At 66.3% G+C, this 17,998-nt stretch carries 16 protein-coding genes; 14 read left to right on the top strand and 2 right to left on the bottom strand.

Going from position 1 to position 17,998, the window contains the following annotated elements; all coding sequences use genetic code 11:
- From QZY06_RS09380 to QZY06_RS09345, 8 genes are all read left to right on the top strand, one after another.
- Window positions 1-696: B12-binding domain-containing protein (locus QZY06_RS09380; protein WP_295683293.1), on the top strand; the 696-nt coding region annotated here is incomplete at its 5' end.
- Window positions 697-796: 100 nt separating this feature from the next.
- The gene (ppsR, locus tag QZY06_RS09375; protein ID WP_295683290.1) at window positions 797-2,221 is read left to right on the top strand and encodes a transcriptional regulator PpsR; all 1,425 of its coding nucleotides are present in this window, start codon (window positions 797-799) and stop codon (window positions 2,219-2,221) included.
- A 227-nt stretch (window positions 2,222-2,448) separates the two neighbouring features.
- Window positions 2,449-3,363 (top strand): chlorophyll synthase ChlG, encoded by a 915-nt coding sequence (gene chlG / locus QZY06_RS09370; RefSeq protein ID WP_295683288.1) that lies wholly within the window; start codon window positions 2,449-2,451, stop codon window positions 3,361-3,363.
- Window positions 3,360-4,700, top strand: coding sequence for a BCD family MFS transporter (locus QZY06_RS09365; RefSeq protein WP_295683286.1), 1,341 nt, complete (start codon window positions 3,360-3,362; stop codon window positions 4,698-4,700). Before chlG ends, QZY06_RS09365 begins: the two co-directional genes overlap by 4 nt.
- A gap of 3 nt (window positions 4,701-4,703) precedes the next feature.
- A complete protein-coding gene (locus QZY06_RS09360) occupies window positions 4,704-5,891 on the top strand; it encodes a geranylgeranyl diphosphate reductase (RefSeq protein WP_295683282.1) in 1,188 nt (395 codons plus the stop codon).
- 26 nt (window positions 5,892-5,917) lie between these two features.
- Window positions 5,918-6,181 (top strand): hypothetical protein, encoded by a 264-nt coding sequence (locus QZY06_RS09355; protein WP_295683279.1) that lies wholly within the window; start codon window positions 5,918-5,920, stop codon window positions 6,179-6,181.
- Window positions 6,182-6,446: 265 nt separating this feature from the next.
- Window positions 6,447-7,655 (top strand): transcriptional regulator PpsR, encoded by a 1,209-nt coding sequence (gene ppsR, locus QZY06_RS09350; protein WP_295683276.1) that lies wholly within the window; start codon window positions 6,447-6,449, stop codon window positions 7,653-7,655.
- 72 nt (window positions 7,656-7,727) lie between these two features.
- Window positions 7,728-9,938 carry a GAF domain-containing protein gene (locus tag QZY06_RS09345; protein ID WP_295683273.1) on the top strand — a complete coding sequence of 737 codons (2,211 nt, stop codon included), beginning with the start codon at window positions 7,728-7,730 and terminating at the stop codon, window positions 9,936-9,938.
- On the opposite strand, the gene QZY06_RS09340 is transcribed toward QZY06_RS09345, so the two are convergent.
- Both QZY06_RS09340 and QZY06_RS09335 read right to left on the bottom strand, forming a co-directional pair.
- Complete coding sequence (locus QZY06_RS09340) at window positions 9,911-10,570, bottom strand: heme oxygenase (biliverdin-producing) (RefSeq protein WP_295683271.1); 660 nt, start codon at window positions 10,568-10,570, stop codon at window positions 9,911-9,913. The genes QZY06_RS09345 and QZY06_RS09340 overlap by 28 nt on opposite strands.
- Window positions 10,567-12,105 (bottom strand): alpha/beta hydrolase, encoded by a 1,539-nt coding sequence (locus QZY06_RS09335; protein ID WP_295683268.1) that lies wholly within the window; start codon window positions 12,103-12,105, stop codon window positions 10,567-10,569. Before QZY06_RS09335 ends, QZY06_RS09340 begins: the two co-directional genes overlap by 4 nt.
- A 140-nt stretch (window positions 12,106-12,245) precedes the next feature.
- Between QZY06_RS09335 and bchI the strand changes: the two genes are divergently transcribed.
- From bchI to fliN, 6 genes are all read left to right on the top strand, one after another.
- On the top strand, window positions 12,246-13,271 hold the full coding sequence (gene bchI / locus QZY06_RS09330; protein WP_295683263.1) for a magnesium chelatase ATPase subunit I: 1,026 nt from the start codon (window positions 12,246-12,248) through the stop codon (window positions 13,269-13,271).
- An 11-nt stretch (window positions 13,272-13,282) separates the two neighbouring features.
- Complete coding sequence (locus QZY06_RS09325; protein WP_295683260.1) at window positions 13,283-15,106, top strand: magnesium chelatase subunit D; 1,824 nt, start codon at window positions 13,283-13,285, stop codon at window positions 15,104-15,106.
- Between the two features lie 4 nt (window positions 15,107-15,110).
- Entirely contained in the window at window positions 15,111-15,731 is a 621-nt protein-coding gene (locus QZY06_RS09320) for a DUF2946 family protein (protein WP_295683258.1), read from the top strand.
- Window positions 15,732-15,923: 192 nt separating this feature from the next.
- Window positions 15,924-16,496 (top strand): flagellar basal body-associated protein FliL, encoded by a 573-nt coding sequence (gene fliL / locus QZY06_RS09315; RefSeq protein ID WP_295683256.1) that lies wholly within the window; start codon window positions 15,924-15,926, stop codon window positions 16,494-16,496.
- Window positions 16,497-16,526: 30 nt separating this feature from the next.
- A complete protein-coding gene (gene fliM, locus QZY06_RS09310) occupies window positions 16,527-17,516 on the top strand; it encodes a flagellar motor switch protein FliM (RefSeq protein WP_295683252.1) in 990 nt (329 codons plus the stop codon).
- 62 nt (window positions 17,517-17,578) lie between these two features.
- Complete coding sequence (gene fliN / locus QZY06_RS09305) at window positions 17,579-17,938, top strand: flagellar motor switch protein FliN (protein WP_295683249.1); 360 nt, start codon at window positions 17,579-17,581, stop codon at window positions 17,936-17,938.
- The last annotated feature ends 60 nt before the right edge of the window (window positions 17,939-17,998 follow it).

Genomic DNA, 17,998 nt, shown 5'->3' with positions numbered 1-17,998 from the left:
GGCCAGTTGCTGGCTGATGGTCCTGCCGACGAGCGCGGCGAGATTCCCAGCCGCGAGCATGTGCTGGAATTTGCCGGGCTGGTTCTGACGCAAAGCTCGATCGCCGCTGCTGGCTATATAGAAGCGATGGTCGATCAGGGCTATCTGCTGGAAACCCTGTATCTGGAACTGCTGGCGCCGGCGGCCCGCCATCTCGGCGAGTTGTGGGAACAGGATCTCTGCGATTTCGTCGATGTGACGATGGCGCTTGGCCGGGTTCAGCACGTGATCCGCGAGTTCAGCCCGGTGTTTCGCGAATCGCCGGCGGCCCGTACCGACACACGGCGCATCCTGCTCGCGCCTGCACCGGGCGAGCAGCACTCGATGGGCTTGATGATGGTCAAGGAATTCTTCATCCGCAGCGGCTGGCATGTGATCGGTGGGCCCGGCGTGCCTAGCGAGGACGTTGTGTCGCTGGCGGCTACGGAATGGTTTGACTGCGTGGGCATTTCGGCCGGTGGCGACTGCCGTCTCGAAGGGCTTGCGTCCTGGATCGCGGATTTGCGGAGCACCTCCAGGAACCGTTCGGTGTCGGTCATGCTGGGTGGTCCGCATTTCGTGGCGCATCCGGAACTGGCCGCGTTGCTGGGTGCCGATGCCACCGCTGCCGATGCCCGGGAAGCAGTTCGTCAGGCAGAAATACTCGCGGCGCGTTAGGGTTTCACCCTAATCCCGCTGTCGAGCCATTGTTCATGAGGCAAGTTTGGAAGAGATCGCCGAGACTGCGCCCCCACATGATCGACAAGGTGCCCCTGCAGTGAGCGTGTCAACGCTACCGAACGGTCGCCTCGGCAGCCTGGACGCGGAGTCCGCGGCGGATCTGATTGCGGCGGCAGCCGACGTGGCCCTGGTGCTCGATGGCGACGGCGTGATCCGCGACGTCGCGCTCGGCAGCGAAGACATGCTGCTGGAAGGCTGCCGCAAGTGGATCGGCCAGCCTTGGGCCGAAACGGTCACCGTCGAAAGCCGCGCGAAAGTCGAAACCCTGCTGCGCGAAGCGACCTCGAAAGCCGAGCGTCGCTGGCGCCAGGTCAATCATCCCTCGTCGCGCGGCTCCGATGTGCCGGTGCTTTATTCGGCCGTGCGGGTCGGCCAGAACGGTCAGGTCGTGGCCTTCGGTCGCGATCTCCGCCCAAACGCCCAATTGCAGCAAAGGCTGGTCGATGCCCAGCAATCGATGGAGCGCGACTACTGGCGCCTGCGCCATGTCGAGACGCGCTATCGCCTGCTGTTCATGTCCTCGCTTGAAGCGGTGTTGATCATCGATGCGGCAACGCAGAAGATCGTCGAAGCCAATCCGGCCGCTGGCGAACTGCTCGGCGAGAACGCGCGCAAGGTCGTCGGCCGCAGTTTTCCCGAAGGTTTCGATACCGAGAGCACCAGTACCATCGGCCTGCTGCTGGCGCGCGCCCGCGCTGTCGGCCGCGGTGACGATACCCGCGTGCGCTTGAGCAGCGATGCCCGCGAGTTCCTGATCGCCGCCTCGCTGTTTTCGCAGGAAAATGGCTCGTTCTTCCTGGTTCGCCTGGCGCCGGTGCGTGGCGACAGCGGCGAAGCGGCGGTGCCGCGTTCGATCGTCAAGGTCATGGAAAGCCTTCCGGATGGCTTCGTCGTCACCGATCTCGAAGGACAGGTGATCACAGCCAATCGCGCGTTCGTCGATCTGGCGCAGACGGTCAGCGAGGCGCAGTTGCGCGGCGAATCGCTGGAGCGCTGGCTCGGCCGGTCCGGTGTCGATTTCAGCGTACTGATCGGCAGCATTCGCCAGCATGGCTCGGTTCGGCTGTTCTCGACCGTGCTCCGTGGCGAGCACGGCGCGACCAGCGATGTCGAAGTTTCGGCAGTGTCGGTGCCGCACGGTGAGCCGCCTTGTCTTGGTTTCACGATCCGCGACGTCGGCCGCCGGGCCGCTTCGTCGGTCAGTGCCCGCGTCGCTCAGGAACTGCCGCGCTCGGCGAACCAACTCACCGAACTGGTCGGCCGCGTGTCACTGAAGGAGCTGGTACGGGAATCGACCGACCTGATCGAAAAGCTGTGCATCGAAGCCGCACTCGAACTGACTCGCGACAATCGCGCGTCGGCAGCCGAAATGCTGGGCTTGAGCCGTCAGAGCCTGTACGTGAAGCTGCGCCGCTATGGCCTCGGCGATCTCGGACCCGACGAGCCGGAACCGGCCACGTGATGACCTTCCTCGGGGTTCCGATCTTCGAATGGGCGGGGCTGGCGCTTGCTCTCGGACTCGGCCTCGAAGCTTGGTTGACGATCCGTAAACCGTCCGCCTCCGAGTCGGATCGTGAGGGCGATTCCAAGGGATAGCCCTCGCTGACAGCGCCGACTGTCAGAAATAATTGACGATATTGGTTAGCAAGCGTAAACCTAGGCTTACATTCAGCCTCGGGCCAGCCTCCATTGAACGCTACGGCACTGAAACCAGCGGCACGCCCGGCCTTGTCGGCCGTGACGGAACTGCTCAAGCCAATCACCTGGTTTCCGCCGATGTGGGCATTTGGCTGCGGGGTGGTCGCTTCTGGCGAACGCCTGAGCGGTAACTGGCTGCTGATCATCGTCGGTGTGCTGATTGCCGGGCCGCTGGTCTGCGCAACTAGCCAGGCGGTCAATGACTGGTTCGATCGCGAAGTCGATGCGATCAACGAACCGAACCGGCCGATTCCTTCCGGCCGCATGCCCGGCCTCTGGGGCCTGTACATCGCCATCGGCTGGACGGTGCTGTCGATGATCGTCGCCATCGCGCTCGGTCCCTGGGGGTTTGCGGCAACAGTCGTCGGCCTGCTGCTCGCCTGGGCCTACAGCGCGCCGCCGGTTCGGCTCAAGCGCAATGGCTGGTGGGGCAATAGCGCCTGCGCGATCTGCTACGAAGGCCTGGCCTGGACCACTGGCGCCGCGGTGATGGCCGGTGGCGCTACGCCCGGCATGCGCTCGCTGGCGCTGGCTGCGCTGTATAGCGCCGGTGCCCACGGCATCATGACCCTGAACGATTTCAAATCGATCGAAGGCGACCGGATCACCGGCATCGGCTCGCTGCCGGTCCGGCTCGGTGTCGATCGCGCCGCACTCACCGCCTGCGCGGCGATGGTGTTGCCGCAAATCATCGTGATCGGCCTGCTGCTGCATTGGCAGATGCCCTTGCACGCGCTGGGCATCGGCGGCCTGCTGGCGATCCAGTTGATGATGATGCGGCGCTTTCTCTCCGCGCCCTGTCAGCAGGCGCTGTGGTACTCCGGCTTCGGCATTCCGCTGTACGTGATCGGCATGCTGGTCAGCGCCTTTGCGCTGCGGGTCAGCGGCGTCGAGGTGGCGGCATGAAGCCGAACGCGGATTACCTGGGCTGGTTCGGCATCATCCGGCTGGGCTTCGTGCAGGCCGCACTCGGCGCCATCGTGGTGATCGCGACCTCGACGATGAATCGGGTCATGGTCGTCGAACTGGCTTTGCCGGCGATGCTGCCGGGTGCGCTGGTGGCGCTGCATTACGCGGTGCAGATCCTGCGGCCGAGACTCGGCTTCGGTTCCGATATCGGCGGTCGGCGCACGCCGTGGATCATCGGTGGCATGGCGGTCCTCGGCCTCGGCGGTGTGCTCGCTGCCGCCGGCATTGCCTGGATGGCCAGCAACGTTGCGGCGGGCATTGCGCTCGCCGTGCTCGCCTTCGTGCTGATCGGCGTTGGCGTCGGCAGTGCCGGCACTTCGCTGCTGGTGCTGCTGGCCAAGCGGGTTGATCCCGGCAAGCGCGCAGCAGCGGCGACCATCGTCTGGATGATGATGATCGTCGGCTTCGTGCTGACCACGGTCATCGTCGGCGCGCTGCTCGATCCGTACTCGGCCAAGCGCCTGCTGATGATCACGGCGGCGGTCGCGGTGGCCGCACTGGCGATCACGCTGCTTGCCACTGCCGGGCTTGAAGGGCAGGGCCGCTCGAGCGGTGAAGCGGAGGCGGACAAGCCGCCGTTCATGGAGGCGCTGCGCGAGGTCTGGGCTGAATCGCGGGCGCGGCGTTTCACCATCTTCGTGTTCATGTCGATGCTCGCCTACAGCGCTCAGGATCTGATCCTGGAGCCGTTCGCCGGCAGCGTGTTCGGCTACACGCCAGGTGCTTCTACCAAGCTCGCCGGCGTGCAGCACGGTGGCGTACTGGTCGGGATGATTCTGGTGGCGCTGGCCGGTACCGGCTGGCGTGGCCGGCGCTTCGGTTCGCTGCAAGCCTGGACGGTCGGCGGCTGCGTCGCCTCCTGCGCGGCGTTGCTGGCCCTGACCGTCGGCGGCTTGACCGGCATCGGCTGGCCTTTGAAGGAAAACGTGTTCCTGCTCGGCGCCGCCAACGGTGCCTTCGCGGTCGCCGCGATCGGTTCGATGATGACTTACGCCAGCGAAGGCCGGGCCGGTCGCGAAGGCGTGCGCATGGGCCTCTGGGGCGCTGCGCAGGCGATCGCTTTCGGCCTCGGCGGCTTTGCCGGTGCGGCCGCCAGCGATGTAGCCCGTGCAGCGATCGGTGCCGATGGGCCGGCCTATGCGCTGGTCTTCGGTCTTGAATCGCTGCTGTTCTTGGTCGCTGCAAGGCTGGCCGCGCGCTTGAGCGCGGCCCCGCCATCCCGCAACTCGTTCCCCTCCCCAGCCGGCGCGCAGCTCGCCGGGCAAAAGGTATAGCCGATGACGCAAGCAGAGACCTGGGATGTCGTCGTCGTCGGTGGCGGGCCGTCAGGCGCGACTGCAGCCGATGAACTCGCCAAGCGCGGACGCAAGGTGCTGCTGCTCGATCGCGATGGCCGCATCAAACCCTGCGGCGGTGCGATTCCGCCGCGTGCGATCCGCGATTACCAGATTCCCGATGCAATGCTGGTCGCGAAAATCCGCTCGGCGCGCATGGTGTCGCCGAGCGACAAGCACGTCGACATTCCGATCGACAACGGCTTCGTCGGCATGGTCGACCGCGCTGAATTCGATGAATGGCTGCGCGCGCGTGCCGAAACCCATGGCGCCGAACGCCGCACCGGCAGTTTCGAGACGATGACGCGCGACAGCGACGGCACTGCGCTGATCCATTACCGGCCGCGTGGTGGCGAGTTGCAGCAGGTGCGTGCCCGAGCCGTGATCGGCGCTGACGGCGCGAAATCGCTGATCGCCCGCCAGCAGATTCCGGGTGCTCAGAGAATGAAGTTCGTGTTCGCCTATCACGAGATCATCCGCGCGCCGAAGCAGCTGGCCGTCGACTACGACGCCAGCCGTTGCGATGTCATCTACCGCGGCGCCCTGTCACCCGATTTCTATTCCTGGGTGTTCCCGCACGGCGATACCGTCAGCGTCGGCACCGGCAGCGCCCACAAGGGCTTTTCGATGCGTTCCTCGGTCAGCACGCTGCGCGAAACCAGCGGGCTCGCCCAATGCGAAACGCTGCGCCGCGAAGGCGCGCCGATCCCGATGAAGCCGCTGGGACGCTGGGACAATGGCCGGGATGTGGTGCTGGCCGGCGATGCTGCCGGCGTGGTCGCACCGGCGTCCGGCGAAGGCATCTATTACGCGATGCTCGGTGGCCAGCTGGCTGCCGAAGCCGTCGAGGTGCTGCTCGCCACTGGCAATGTCCGCGCCCTGAAACTGGCGCGCAAGCGCTTCATGCGAGAGCACGGCACGGTGTTCTGGGTGCTCGGCATCCTGCAGTGGTTCTGGTACGGCAGCGAGCGCCGCCGCGAAAGCTTTGTGAAGATATGCGAAGACCGCGACGTGCAGAAGCTGACTTTCGATTCCTACATGAACAAGAAACTCGAACGGAAGAAACCGATGGCTCACGTGCGCATCTTCTTCAAGGATCTCGCTCACCTGTTCGGCCTGGCGCGGGCCTGAGGACGGTACGTCACGCGCCGCGCACCATGAACGAATTCTTCGCCAGCGGCCTTGCCGTCGATCTGGTGCTGATGCTGATGGCGGCCGAAGCGGTCCTGCTGTTCGCGGTCCACCGCTACGCCGGCCGCGGCCCACCACCGGCCGATCTGATCGCCAATCTGCTGTCCGGCTTCTGTCTGCTGCTGGCCTTGCGCGCAGCGATTGCCGGCGCCGCCTGGCCCTGGCTGGCGCTGGCGCTCAGTGGTTCGCTGGTCGGCCATCTGGTCGATCTGAAACGCCGCTGGGCTTAAGCCTCGGCGGCTTTTCTGCATGGGTGGGATGTAATCACTCGCTTCCCGGCTCTGGCGCCTTCGTGTACCGTCGCGGGTGTTCTGGTGTCGCCGAATGGCGGCCCGGACCGACCAGGCACCGGCCCTTCACGGCCAATTCGCACGTCCCGGTTGAAAATCGCATTTCCGGCTTGACCGTGTGCCGTGTTGGAACGATTTCGAGGCCTTGCGACGTGCTTTCCGCTGTCACTGCCAACTGCGCTTGCAGCTCTTCCGGAGCTGCCTCATGACCCTGCGTGATCCGCACGCAGCGCAGGACCTGGGTGCGTTGTCGGCGCTGGCGCCGGAACTGGCTGAAATGCTGGTATCCGTGGCCAGCGACATCGCCCTGGTCATCGACGATCAAGGCGTGATCCAGCGCATCGCGCTCGGCGGCAGCGAGCCGGTCAAGACCATGGCCGATGAATGGGTGGGTCGCCATATGGCCGATACGGTCACCATCGAAACCCGCAAGAAGGTCGAGCAATTGCTCGCCGATGTCGCGGCCACCGGCTTGTCCCGCTCGCGGCAGGTCAATCACCCGTCCCCATTGGGGCTCGACGTGCCGATGGCGTACTCCGCCGTCCGCCTCGGACAAAGCGGGCCGCTGCTGGTCGTTGGTCGCGACTTGAGCGTGGTCTCGGCGATGCAGCAGCGCCTGGTCCATGCGCAGGCCGAGATGGAGCGCGAGTATTGGCAGCGCCGGCAGAGCGAAACCCGCTATCAGCTGCTGTTCCAGATCGCGACCGATGCGGTGCTGGTCGTCGATGCCACCTCGCTGAACGTGATCGACGCCAATCGTGCGGCAGCCCGGCTGTTCGGCCTGAGCCTCGATCAACTGATCGGCAAACGCGCCACCGTGCCGCTGCATGAAGAATCGCGCGAGGCGGTGCTTGAATTGTTCGCCTCCGCCAAGCTCAACGGCCGCGCGGCGGAAACCGACGCCGTGCTGCCGGAGCATCGCGGCATGGTTCGGGTCTCGATCACGCCACTGCGTACCGAAGCCAGCACCGCGTTGCTGATGCGCCTGAAGAGCATCGATCCGCAATGGCAGCCGCAGGCAGCGGCCAAGCTTCAGTCGCTGATGGCGATGAGCCCGGATGCCATTGTCGTCACCGACGCCGATGGCCTGGTGCAGATGGCCAATCCGGCGTTCACCGCGCTTGCCCAGGTCGAAGCCCCCTCGGCTGTCGTCGGCCGGTCGCTGGGCGAATGGCTCGGTGTCACCGCAGACGATCTCGCCTTGCTGATGAACAGCCTGCGCCGCGATGCCGTTGCCCAGCGCATCGCCACCACGGTCCGTGGCGAGCAAGGGCGGCTGATCGCCGTGGAACTGTCTGGCACCTGCCTGCGCGAGGATGACGAAGAATCATTTGGCTTCATCCTGCGTCCGGGTTACGGTAGCGGCGCCGTGCGGATGCCCGGCCTCGAACCGCCGGATCCGTCGATTCACTAAAACTCTTACGGACTAGCGGCTAGCGCCTGTTCGGGCCTGGTGGAGGGCCCGCAGTTCGGAGACGCAAGACGGATGAATGAAGCGCTCGCGAGTCCGCCGTTCGGCGAAGCCACGCTCAGCAACTGCGAGCGCGAGTTGATTCATCTCGCTGGCTCGATCCAGCCGCACGGCGTGCTGCTGACACTCGCCGAACCCGCCCTCACCATCGTCCAGGCGAGCAGCAATATCGTCTGTCTGTCGGGCCGTCCGCTGATGGCGCTGCTCGGCCAGTCGGCAGCCCAGCTCGGCGGCAATCTGTTGGCGAAAGTCCGCGCGGCACTGGTGGCCGATCTGTCCGAGCCGGCACCGCTGCGTTGTTCGATCGATGGTGCCAATGGCCGAGTCGCGATGGAGGGCACCCTGCATCGCGCCCCGCACGGCGGGCTGGTGGTCGAACTGGAACTCGCGCAGCAGGATGCCGACACCGCCTACAACCGCCGTTATGAATCGGCGAAGCCGGTGACCCAGGCAGCGATCGCCCAGGCAGTGAAGAAATTCAGCAGCGCGCCGACCATCGCCTTCCTGTCCGAAGCCGTGGTGCACTGCGTGCGCGAGACCACCGGCTACGACCGGGTCATGGTCTACAAATTCGATCCCGATGGTCACGGCGAAATCATCGCCGAGGCCCGCGATGGCAGCCTCGATTCACTGCTCGGCCATCACTATCCAGCCACCGACATTCCGCAGCGCGCCCGCGAGCTGTACATCCGCAACCGCGTGCGGGTGCTGGTCGATGTCCATTACGAACCGGTGGCGATCGTGCCGCGCCAGTTGCAGGACGGCAGCGAACTGGACATGTCCTTGTGCCACCTGCGCAGCATGTCGCCGCTGCACCTGCAGTACCTGAAGAACATGGGCGTGACCGGCACCCTGGTGGTGTCGCTGGTGCGCGAGGGCAAGCTCTGGGGGCTGATCGCCTGCCATCACTATTCGCCGCGTTACGTGCCGTACACGTCGCGGGCGGCGCTGGAACTGCTCGCCGAAGTGATCTCGACGCGCATCGCGGCAATCGAGAATTACGTGCAGTCGCAGGTCGAAGTGCTGGTCAAGCGCCTGGAGTTGCGGCTGATCGAAGCCACCTCCACCGATGGCGACTGGCGCAACGCGCTGTTCCGCAATTCACGCACCCTGCTGACGCCGGTCGATGCCACCGGTGCTGCGCTGTTCCACGACGGCGAGATCATGACGGCCGGCGATGTGCCGTCGACGCCCGATCTGCGCGCGCTGCTGGCCTGGGTATCGGCCCAGCCCGGCGAGGGCGGCGTCTACACCTGCGCTTCGGTGGTTCGCCGCAATCCGGAATTCGCGTCGATGGCCTCGACTGCGAGCGGCGTGATGGCGGTGCCGCTGTCGCCGTCGCGGCCGGACTGGCTGATGTGGTTCCGCAAGGAGCAGCCCTGCGAATACACCTGGGCTGGCGATCCGGCCAAGCCGCTGCTCAATAGTGACGATCCGCTGACCTTGTCGCCGCGCCGCTCGTTCGCGGCCTGGTCGGAGATCGTCCGCGGCACGGCGGCACCGTGGACGCGCGCCGAGGAAGTGCTGGCGAAAGCGATCGGCCAGTCGCTGAGCGACATCATCCTGCAGATCCAGGCGGTGCGGCTGCTGATTGCCCAGCATCAGCTGAATCTGGTGCGATCGCAGGTCGGCAACTCGAAAGACCCGGTGATCATCGCTGCCTCGGCCGGCCACATCCTGTACTCGAACGAAACCTTCCAGCGCCTGCCCGGCAGCCCGGCAGCCACTTTGACCACGCTGGATGATCTCGGCGGCCTGTTTCTCGAACCCGGCGAAGTCCGGGCGATGCTCAAGCGTCTGCAACAGGAGCGTCTGCCGTGGCGCGGCGAGGCCGGGCTGGTGACTTCCGGAACGGCACCGCTGCCGATCGGCATTCGTGCCGATGTGGTGCCAGGACAGGGCAGCAGCATCCTCGGTTTCATCGTCATCCTCAGCGATCTGACCGTGCATCGGCAGACCGAATCCGCACGCCAGCATTTCGAGACCACGATCCTTCAGGCCGAGCGCGATCTGGCGGCCCTCGAAGGCGGTTCCCAGCTGCGCGAGCCGGATGAGGTGATCGGCGCGATCCTCGCCAACGCCAATGTCGCGGCGATGGAAATTGCCGATGCGATCGGCGATGGCGGTGCCGTGCCGCTGCTGCGCGAGCTGGAAACCTCGACCCAGCGCGCCGCCGCGCTGTATCGCCGGCTACGTCGCTACGCGAGCGGCAGCGGCGAACGCTGAGGCAGATCGCGGTCGGCGCCCAGCGCCCTGAACAGATCGCCATGCCAGCGGAAACCGAGGCAGGCTTCATCGACGATCCGGTCTAACGCCGCTTCCAGCAACACGATGCGATCCAGCCCATCGCGGAAACACTGACCGAGCACTGCCGCACCCGGAGACGGGAACGCATAGAACGCCGTGCCTCTATCGCCTTCGAGCGACAGTGCACGACGAACGATGCGCGCCAGCATCTGGCCGCCGGCCAGATCGCCGAGATAGCGGACATAGGCGTGGGCGACGAGGCCCGGCGCATCGAGTTGCAGCAAGTGCCCTTGATAAATCTTGGCAGCCACCTGCAGCGGCAGTGAAGGCCAGTCCGCGCCGTGCAGCGTGACCAGATCGGCTTCCAGCGCCGGCAGACGCGCGAGCACGGGATCGAAGATGCAGGCAATCACCGGATCCTCAGCAAGTGCCGGCAGCCGTGCTTCCAGCGCCGCATAGATCGGCTGCAGATTGCGCAGCATCAGGCAGTAGCCGGCTCGATCCAGTGCGCCGCGCAGCAGGTTCGCGATCAGCGGACTGCCTTCGACCTCGCGATGCAGGCTGCCCGTCGCAGACCGCAGACGGGTCGCCAAGCTCGTTGACAGAGTCACTGGCTGACCACTGGAAAGCTCACCGCGATCAGCCAGCCGAACAGCAGCGCATTGCTGAAGGCCGTGATCAGCGGCTGGCCGCTGCGGCGTCCGACCCAACCGCCAAGCAAACCAAAGACGATGAACAGCAGCAGGATCACCGGCACGATGATGATCAGGAAGAACAGCTCGCCGAGGTTCAGCGCCACCGCCAGCAGTAGGGAGGCGAGCAGCAGCGCCTTGGTCAGTGCATAGGCGCCCGCAGCAGGCCGCGCGCCGCGGGTGATCCATTCGTCGATGACGAAGAACGGCAGCAGGCCGATGACCATCGCCGCGATCAGCGGCAGCCGCATCGCGATCGGCTTTACCGAAGCCACCCAGCCATCGAGTGCTGCGCCGAAGGCCAGCGTAGTGACCAGGGTCACGGCCAGCAGGCTCAGCCAGGTGTGGCGATCGAAGCGGGCCAAGCTCGGCAGCCCGTACCCGCGCCGCCTGAGCAGCAGCGCCATCAGCAATCCATAGAGCGCGAAGTGCATCGCTAGATAGCCGCCGAGCAGCAGCGGCAGCCAGTCATGCGGCAGCGGCCACAGCAGCAGCGGTGTGGCGATCGCCGGCAGGCCTGCGATACGCAGCAGGTCCCGATGACCGAGCGCCAGCCCCAGCAGCTGTGTCGAGGCTGGTGGCAGCCGTGAAGCGAGCGGCCAGGCGAGCAGGATCAGCCCACCGAACAGCAGCGCCAGCGCGCCGCCGCGGGTATCGCGCCACTTGCCAGCCGGCCGGTCGAACACCTGCGACAGCCAGGCGACGGCGGCATCCAGGCTGTCGCGCGCATACAGCACGCCGATGTGTTCGGCGCCGCGTGCCAGCACCAGACGCCGCGCGCTGCCATCGTCGAAGCGGCCGTAGGTGAAGTCTGTTTTCGGCATGCCGCCTGCGCTTTCGGTGAGGCTGGCAAAGCCTTCGTCGATCAGGGCCTGCGCTTCCAGCGCGCCATCGATGATCAGCAGATTGCGCGGCGCGGTCGTCGTCGCCCGTGGCACGAAGAGCGACACGGCAACAGTCGCCGCAATCGTCGGATCATCCATGCCGACCTGGACCACGACATCGGAAGCCATCGAATGGCCGAGCAGCGCCACCCGGCCGTCGACCTGCGGCAAGGTCCGCGCATGGGCAACGACCTGCTTCAGCGCGTCGATCAGGGCCACCGACATCGTCGGCTGATCGGCAAGCCCGCCCGGCAGCGGCAGCGGATTGCGGCCGTGACCCGGGAAATCGAAGGTGATGGCGATCTGGCCCGCGCGGGCCAGGGTGGTCGCGAACGGCTGCATCAATTGCTGCGAACCAGCGAAGCCGTGGGCGATCACCACCGCCGGCGCCGGCTTGCCGTCGGCGGGCGCATAGATGGTGATCGGAATGCTGCCGACGGCGCTGCGAGTGACCGTCAGGCCCTGTCGGGTCTCGCGTAATTGCAGGATCGCGAACACGATCATCACCAGCGCCAGCACAGCAGCCGCAGCCTGTAGCAGCGGCAGGCGGAAAGAGTTCGGGGAGGACATGCGGCAGTCTCGCCGAGGGCCGCAAGGGCCGCAAGAAACCTCGGCCAGATGGCGGTGAATTGCTGCGCCTTTGGTAAAGTCTTGCTGACGTTCGTCTGCCATGACACTTTCCCGGCACATCGTTTCGAGGACCGCCGCGCATGCCCCTGCCGTTCCCGTTTTCGGCCATCGTCGGCCAGGAAGAAATGAAGCTGGCCTTGCTGATCGCGGCGGTCGAACCGGCGATCGGTGGCGTCATGGTGTTCGGCGACCGCGGCACCGGAAAATCGACTGCGGTGCGTGCGCTCGCCGCACTCCTGCCGCCGATGGAAGCGGTGATCGGCTGTCCGTATCACTGCGCACCGGATGATCCGTCCGAGGCTTGCCAGACCAGCCTCGGCAAGCTCGGCGACGCGAAGAAGAAGACCCACAAGGTGCCGGTCCCGGTGGTCGATCTGCCGCTGGGCGCCACCGAGGATCGCGTGGTCGGCGCGCTCGATCTCGAAAAGGCGCTGGCGCAGGGCATCAAGGCTTTCGAGCCGGGCCTGCTGGCGCGCGCCAACCGCGGCTTTCTGTATGTCGACGAAGTGAACCTGCTCGAAGATCACCTCGTCGATCTGCTGATCGATGTCGCGGCCTCAGGTGAGAACGTCGTCGAGCGCGAAGGCCTGAGCATTCGCCATCCCGCGCGCTTCGTGCTGATCGGCAGCGGCAACCCGGAAGAAGGCGAACTGCGGCCACAGCTGCTCGACCGCTTCGGCCTGTCGGTCGAAGTCTCGACGCCCACCGATCTTGCGCTGCGGATCAGCGTCGTCCGCCGCCGCGACGCCTTCGAGCGCGACCGCGCCGCGTTCATCGCCGAATGGCAGAAGGAGGACGACAAGGTTCGCCGCCGGATCGTCGCCGCTCGAAAGCGCCTCGACGCCGTGACCGTGCCGGACACCGTTCTCGAACGCGCCGCCAGCCTCTGTCTGAGCCTCGGCACGGATGGCCTCAGAGGCGAGCTGACGCTGATGCGCGCCGCCCGTGCACTCGCTGCGCTCGATGGTGATGCCACCGTGGGCGACCGCCATCTGCGCCGCATCGCCGCGCCGAGCCTGCGTCATCGCCTGCGCCGCAATCCGCTCGACGATGCCGGTTCGACGGTCCGGGTCGAGCGCGCTGTTGCCCAGTTGTTCGGCGCCTGAGGCACCAGGCCATGTCGTCGGCAGACGACGAGTTCCTGCAGGCGCGCCACGACGATGCGGTCTCGGCTGCCGCGCTGTTCGCAGTCGATCCGGCGAGCCTTGGTGGCGTAGCGCTGCGTTCGCTTCCCAGCCCCGCGCGAGACGCCTGGCTGCAACTGCTGCGCGGCAGGCTGCCGGCCGATGCGCCGTGGCGGAAAGTGCCGCTGAACATTGCCGATGGCCGTCTGCTCGGCGGCCTGGATCTGTCGGCAACCCTGGCAGCAGGCCGGCCGATCGCCGAGCGCGGCCTCCTCGGTGAAGCCGATGGCGGCGTGCTGCTGCTGACCATGGCCGAACGGCTGAGCACCGGCACCGTCGCCCGTATCGCCGCGGTGCTCGATGACGGCGAGCTGCGGCTGGCGCGCGAAGGCATCGTCGGTGCGCTGCCGGCGCGGCTCGGCGTGGTCGCGCTCGATGAAAGCCTGGAGCCCGATGAAGCGCTGGCACCGGCGCTGCTCGATCGTCTGGCGTTCGCGCTCGATTTCGACGGTCTGCGTGCTATCGACGTCAGCAACAGCGGGCTCGATGCAGAAGCCATTGCTACGGCGCGCGGGCTGTTGCCCGAGGTGCGGCTGCCGGAGGCGCTGATCGAAGCGCTGGCGCATACCGCGGTCGCGCTCGGCATCGCTTCGTTGCGCGCGGTCTGGCTCGCATCGCGCGCGGCGCGTATTGCCGCAGCCCTCGATGGCCGGGTGCTCGCCAACGAGGCCGATGCCGCGATCGCCAGCCGGCTGGTGCTGGCGCCACGGGCAACGCGGCTGCCGGTCAATGAACCTCAGCCCGAGCAGCCCGAACAAGCGCCGCCCGAGCCGGGCGAGGCCGATGCACCGCCGCCGGAGGCTTCGTCGGCGCCGGATCAGGAGCCGTCCGATCAGCAGCCACTAGACGTCGAGCAGGCCATGCAGGACGTCGTGCTCGCCGCCGCTGCCGCAGCGATTCCGCCGAACCTGCTGGCGCAACTGAAAGCCGGCGGGCAGGGCGGCAAGGCGCGGGCTTCGGGCAAGTCCGGTGCACTGCAGAAAGCCGCGACGCGGGGCCGGCCGGCTGGCGCACGGCGTGGCGAGCCGCGCGCCGGCCAACGGCTGGCGATCATCGATACCTTACGCGCCGCGGCGCCTTGGCAGCGCTTGCGGCGACAGGAGCTGCTGATGCGCGGCAACGGCGATGGCAGCACGCCGCGGGTGCTGGTCCGTCGCGAGGATTTCCACGTCGCGCGGCTCGAACAGCGGCGCGAGACGACCACCATCTTCGTCGTCGATGCTTCGGGCTCGTCGGCGCTGAACCGGCTTGCCGAAGCCAAGGGCGCGGTGGAGCTACTGCTGGCCGATTGCTATGTGCGCCGCGACCGCGTCGCGGTGATCGGCTTTCGCGGGGCGATCGCCGAGCTGCTGTTGCCGCCGACGCGTTCGCTGGTCCGTGCCAAGCGCAGCCTCGCCGGCTTGCCTGGTGGTGGTGGCACGCCGCTGGCAACGGCGCTCGATGCAGCGATCGAACTTGCCGATGCGATTCGTCGTCGCGGCGAAACGCCGGGCATCGTCTTGATGACCGATGGCCGCGCCAACATCGGCCGCGATGGTGCGCCGGGCCGGGTGCAGGCCGAAGCCGATGCGTTGGCGGCATCGCGCCGGCTGCGCGCTTCCGGACATGCGACGCTGTTCGTCGATACCTCCCCGCGTCCGCAGGCGGCAGCGGCAAAACTGGCCGGCGAAATGTCCGCGTTCTATCTGCCCTTGCCGCAGGCCGATGCCCGCCAGTTGTCCGCCGCCGTGCGCGCCGTCACCCCTGCCAAGCGCTGATCCGATGACTGAACCTGCTGTTGAACCCGATGTTGAACCCGGCATCGAACCCTGGGCCCAGCGCGCGATGCTGCGCTGGCCGAACGTGCCGCATCTCTATGGCTGGCTGCGGCTCGATCGGCGCGGCCGCTGGCTGATCAAGGATGAAGTGATCAGCCGGTCGCAGATCGTCGACACCATCAATGCGAACTATGTCGCCGACGAGCGCGGCGCCTGGTATTTCCAGAACGGGCCGCAACGCGGTTATGTCGCGCTCGACGCCGCGCCCTTGATGTTGAGCGCGCCGGCCGAAGGCGATGCACTGAGCACGCATCTCGGTACGCCGGCTGGCGCCGTGTCACGCGCGGCAATCGATGAGCACGGCGGGCTCTGGCTGCTCACCGCGCGGGGTCCGGGCTGGCTCACCGATCGCGATCTGGACTGGGCCTTGCAGCGCCTGGTGTCGGATCAGGGCCCGGTCGACGAAGCGCGTCTGGCTGCGGTGCTGGCCTTGCCGCCGGGTGCGACGACCGGGCTGGCGCTCGAGCTTGAAGGCCAGCGTCTGATGCTGGAGCGGATCGACGAAGCCTGCATTCCGGCGGCGTTCGGTTTCCAGCGCGAACCGACGGCGCCGGCCACATCCTGAAACCCGCAGAAAGCCGCGCCGCATTTCCGTCGCGGTTTTCTGCAAGCTCATCTTCACTCGGCGCAGTCAAATTTCCGACGGCTCGTAGCGTCGGCAAAAAAGCCATCAGGAACAACGGCTTGATTCTGGTCCGTCGGTGGCACAGCGGTTGCAAAACAGTCTGCAAGATCATAAGCAGACGAGCATCCGCACATGGCAGCCGCCACCCCAGCAGAGGCCCCCGCAGCAGCCGCGCCGAAGAAAGGCGCGCTGCTGATTCCGATCTTCGGCGCCGCCCTGCTGTCGGCGGCCTTGTCCGGTGCGGCCGTGTTCTTTCTGGCACCGAAGCCGGCTGCCGCACCTGCGCATGAACAGAGTGCCGAAGCCGGTGCCGAAGCGGCTGCTGAAGCTCATGGCGAAGCCGCGGCTGAAGGCCATGAGGCCGGCGACAAGGACGGCAAGAAAGGCGCGGCCAACTATCTGCCGCTGACGCCGGCCTTCGTCGTCAACATCAATGACGGCGACGCCAGCCACTTCCTGCAAGTGGAAATCGAACTGTCGGCCCGCAGCGCGGCGGTGGTCGACGCGCTGAAGCTGCACAACGCCCAGATCCGCAACGCGCTGCTGATGCTGCTCGGCGCCCAGAGTTCGGCCGATGTCGCCAGCCGCGAAGGCAAGGAAGCGCTGCAGAAGAAAGTGCTCGAGGAAGTCCAGCGCATCCTGACCAAGGAGACCGGCAAGCCCGGTGTCGACGCGGTCTATTTCACCAGCTTCGTCATGCAGTAAGCCGCCCGCCCTCTAGTTCGGATCGCGACCATGCAAGACCTGCTTTCACAAGACGAGATCGACGCGCTGCTGCACGGCGTCGACAGCGGCTCGGTCGCCACCGAAGCGCCGCCGGCGGCGCCGGGCGAAGCGCGCAACTTCAATTTCGCGACCCAAGACCGCATCGTCCGTGGCCGCCTGCCAACGCTCGAGATGATCAACGAGCGCTTCGCGCGCCTGTTCCGTATCGGCCTGTTCAACATGCTGCGCCGCTCGCCTGAACTGTCCGTGGTCGGCATCGAGATGGCCAAGTTCAGCGAGTACACCCATTCGCTGCTGGTGCCGACCAGCCTGAACCTGGTGCGGGTCAAGCCATTGCGCGGCACCGCGCTGTTCATCTTCGAGCCTCGCCTGGTCTATTCGGTGGTCGAAAACTTCTTCGGCGGCGACGGCAAGATCGCCACCAAGATCGAAGGCCGCGAGTTCACGCCGACCGAGATGCGCGTCGTCCAGCTGATGCTGCGTCAGGCCTTCAACGATCTGCAGGAAGCCTGGTCGCCGGTGATGGACCTCGACTTCGAATACATGAACTCGGAAGTCAATCCGCATTTCGCGAACATCGTGTCGCCGTCCGAGATCGTCGTCGTGTCGCGCTTCCGCATCGAGCTGGAAGGCGGGGGCGGCGATCTGCACATCACCTTCCCGTATTCGATGATCGAGCCGATCCGCGATCAGCTCGATACCGGCCTGCAGTCCGATCGTGTCGAGAAGGACGAGCGCTGGACGCAGAGCCTGCGCGAGCAGCTGCAGGACGCCGAAGTGGAGATCGGCAGCCAGCTCGCCACGCTCAATCTCAGCGTTCGCGAACTGCTGCAGCTCAAGCCGGGCGACGTGCTGCCGGTGAACCTGCCGAAAACCATCGATCTCTGCGTCGAGGACATGCCGGTGTTCAAGGGCACGTTCGGTTTGTCGCATGGCAATAACGCCGTGCGCATCACCGAAGTGATTCGCCGCGGCCCGCGCAGCAGCACCGTGCACTGATCGCCGCCATGAGCACCACGCCCAGCAACTCCTTCAGTACCGCCCCCCAGCAGGACGACACGATGAGCACGACCCCCCAGAGCGGTACCAATAAGGACTACGCCCGCGCCAGCTTCCAGAATCTGGAAGGCAGCGCCGCCAACGCCGGCGGTCTCGGCAACGAATTCAATCTCGACGTCATTCTCGACGTCGCCGTGACCCTGTCGATGGAAGTGGGCCGCGCCCGCATCCCGATCCGCAACCTGTTGCAGCTCAACCAGGGCTCGGTCGTCGAACTCGAACGCGCCGCCGGCGAGCCGCTCGACGTCTACGCCAACGGCACCCTGATCGCCCATGGCGAAGTGGTGGTCGTCAACGAGAAGTTCGGCGTGCGCCTGACCGATGTGGTCAGCCCGGCCGAACGCATCCGCAAGCTGAAGTAAGCGCGTCGCAGCTTTCGATGAGCACTGCTGCGGAAGCCACGATGACCAGCACGGCGCTGC

Source organism: uncultured Nevskia sp. (assembly GCF_903885465.1).
Taxonomy (GTDB): domain Bacteria; phylum Pseudomonadota; class Gammaproteobacteria; order Nevskiales; family Nevskiaceae; genus Nevskia.
Note: the sequence above shows the minus strand (reverse complement) of the source record. Positions and strands in the feature narration are given on the sequence as shown.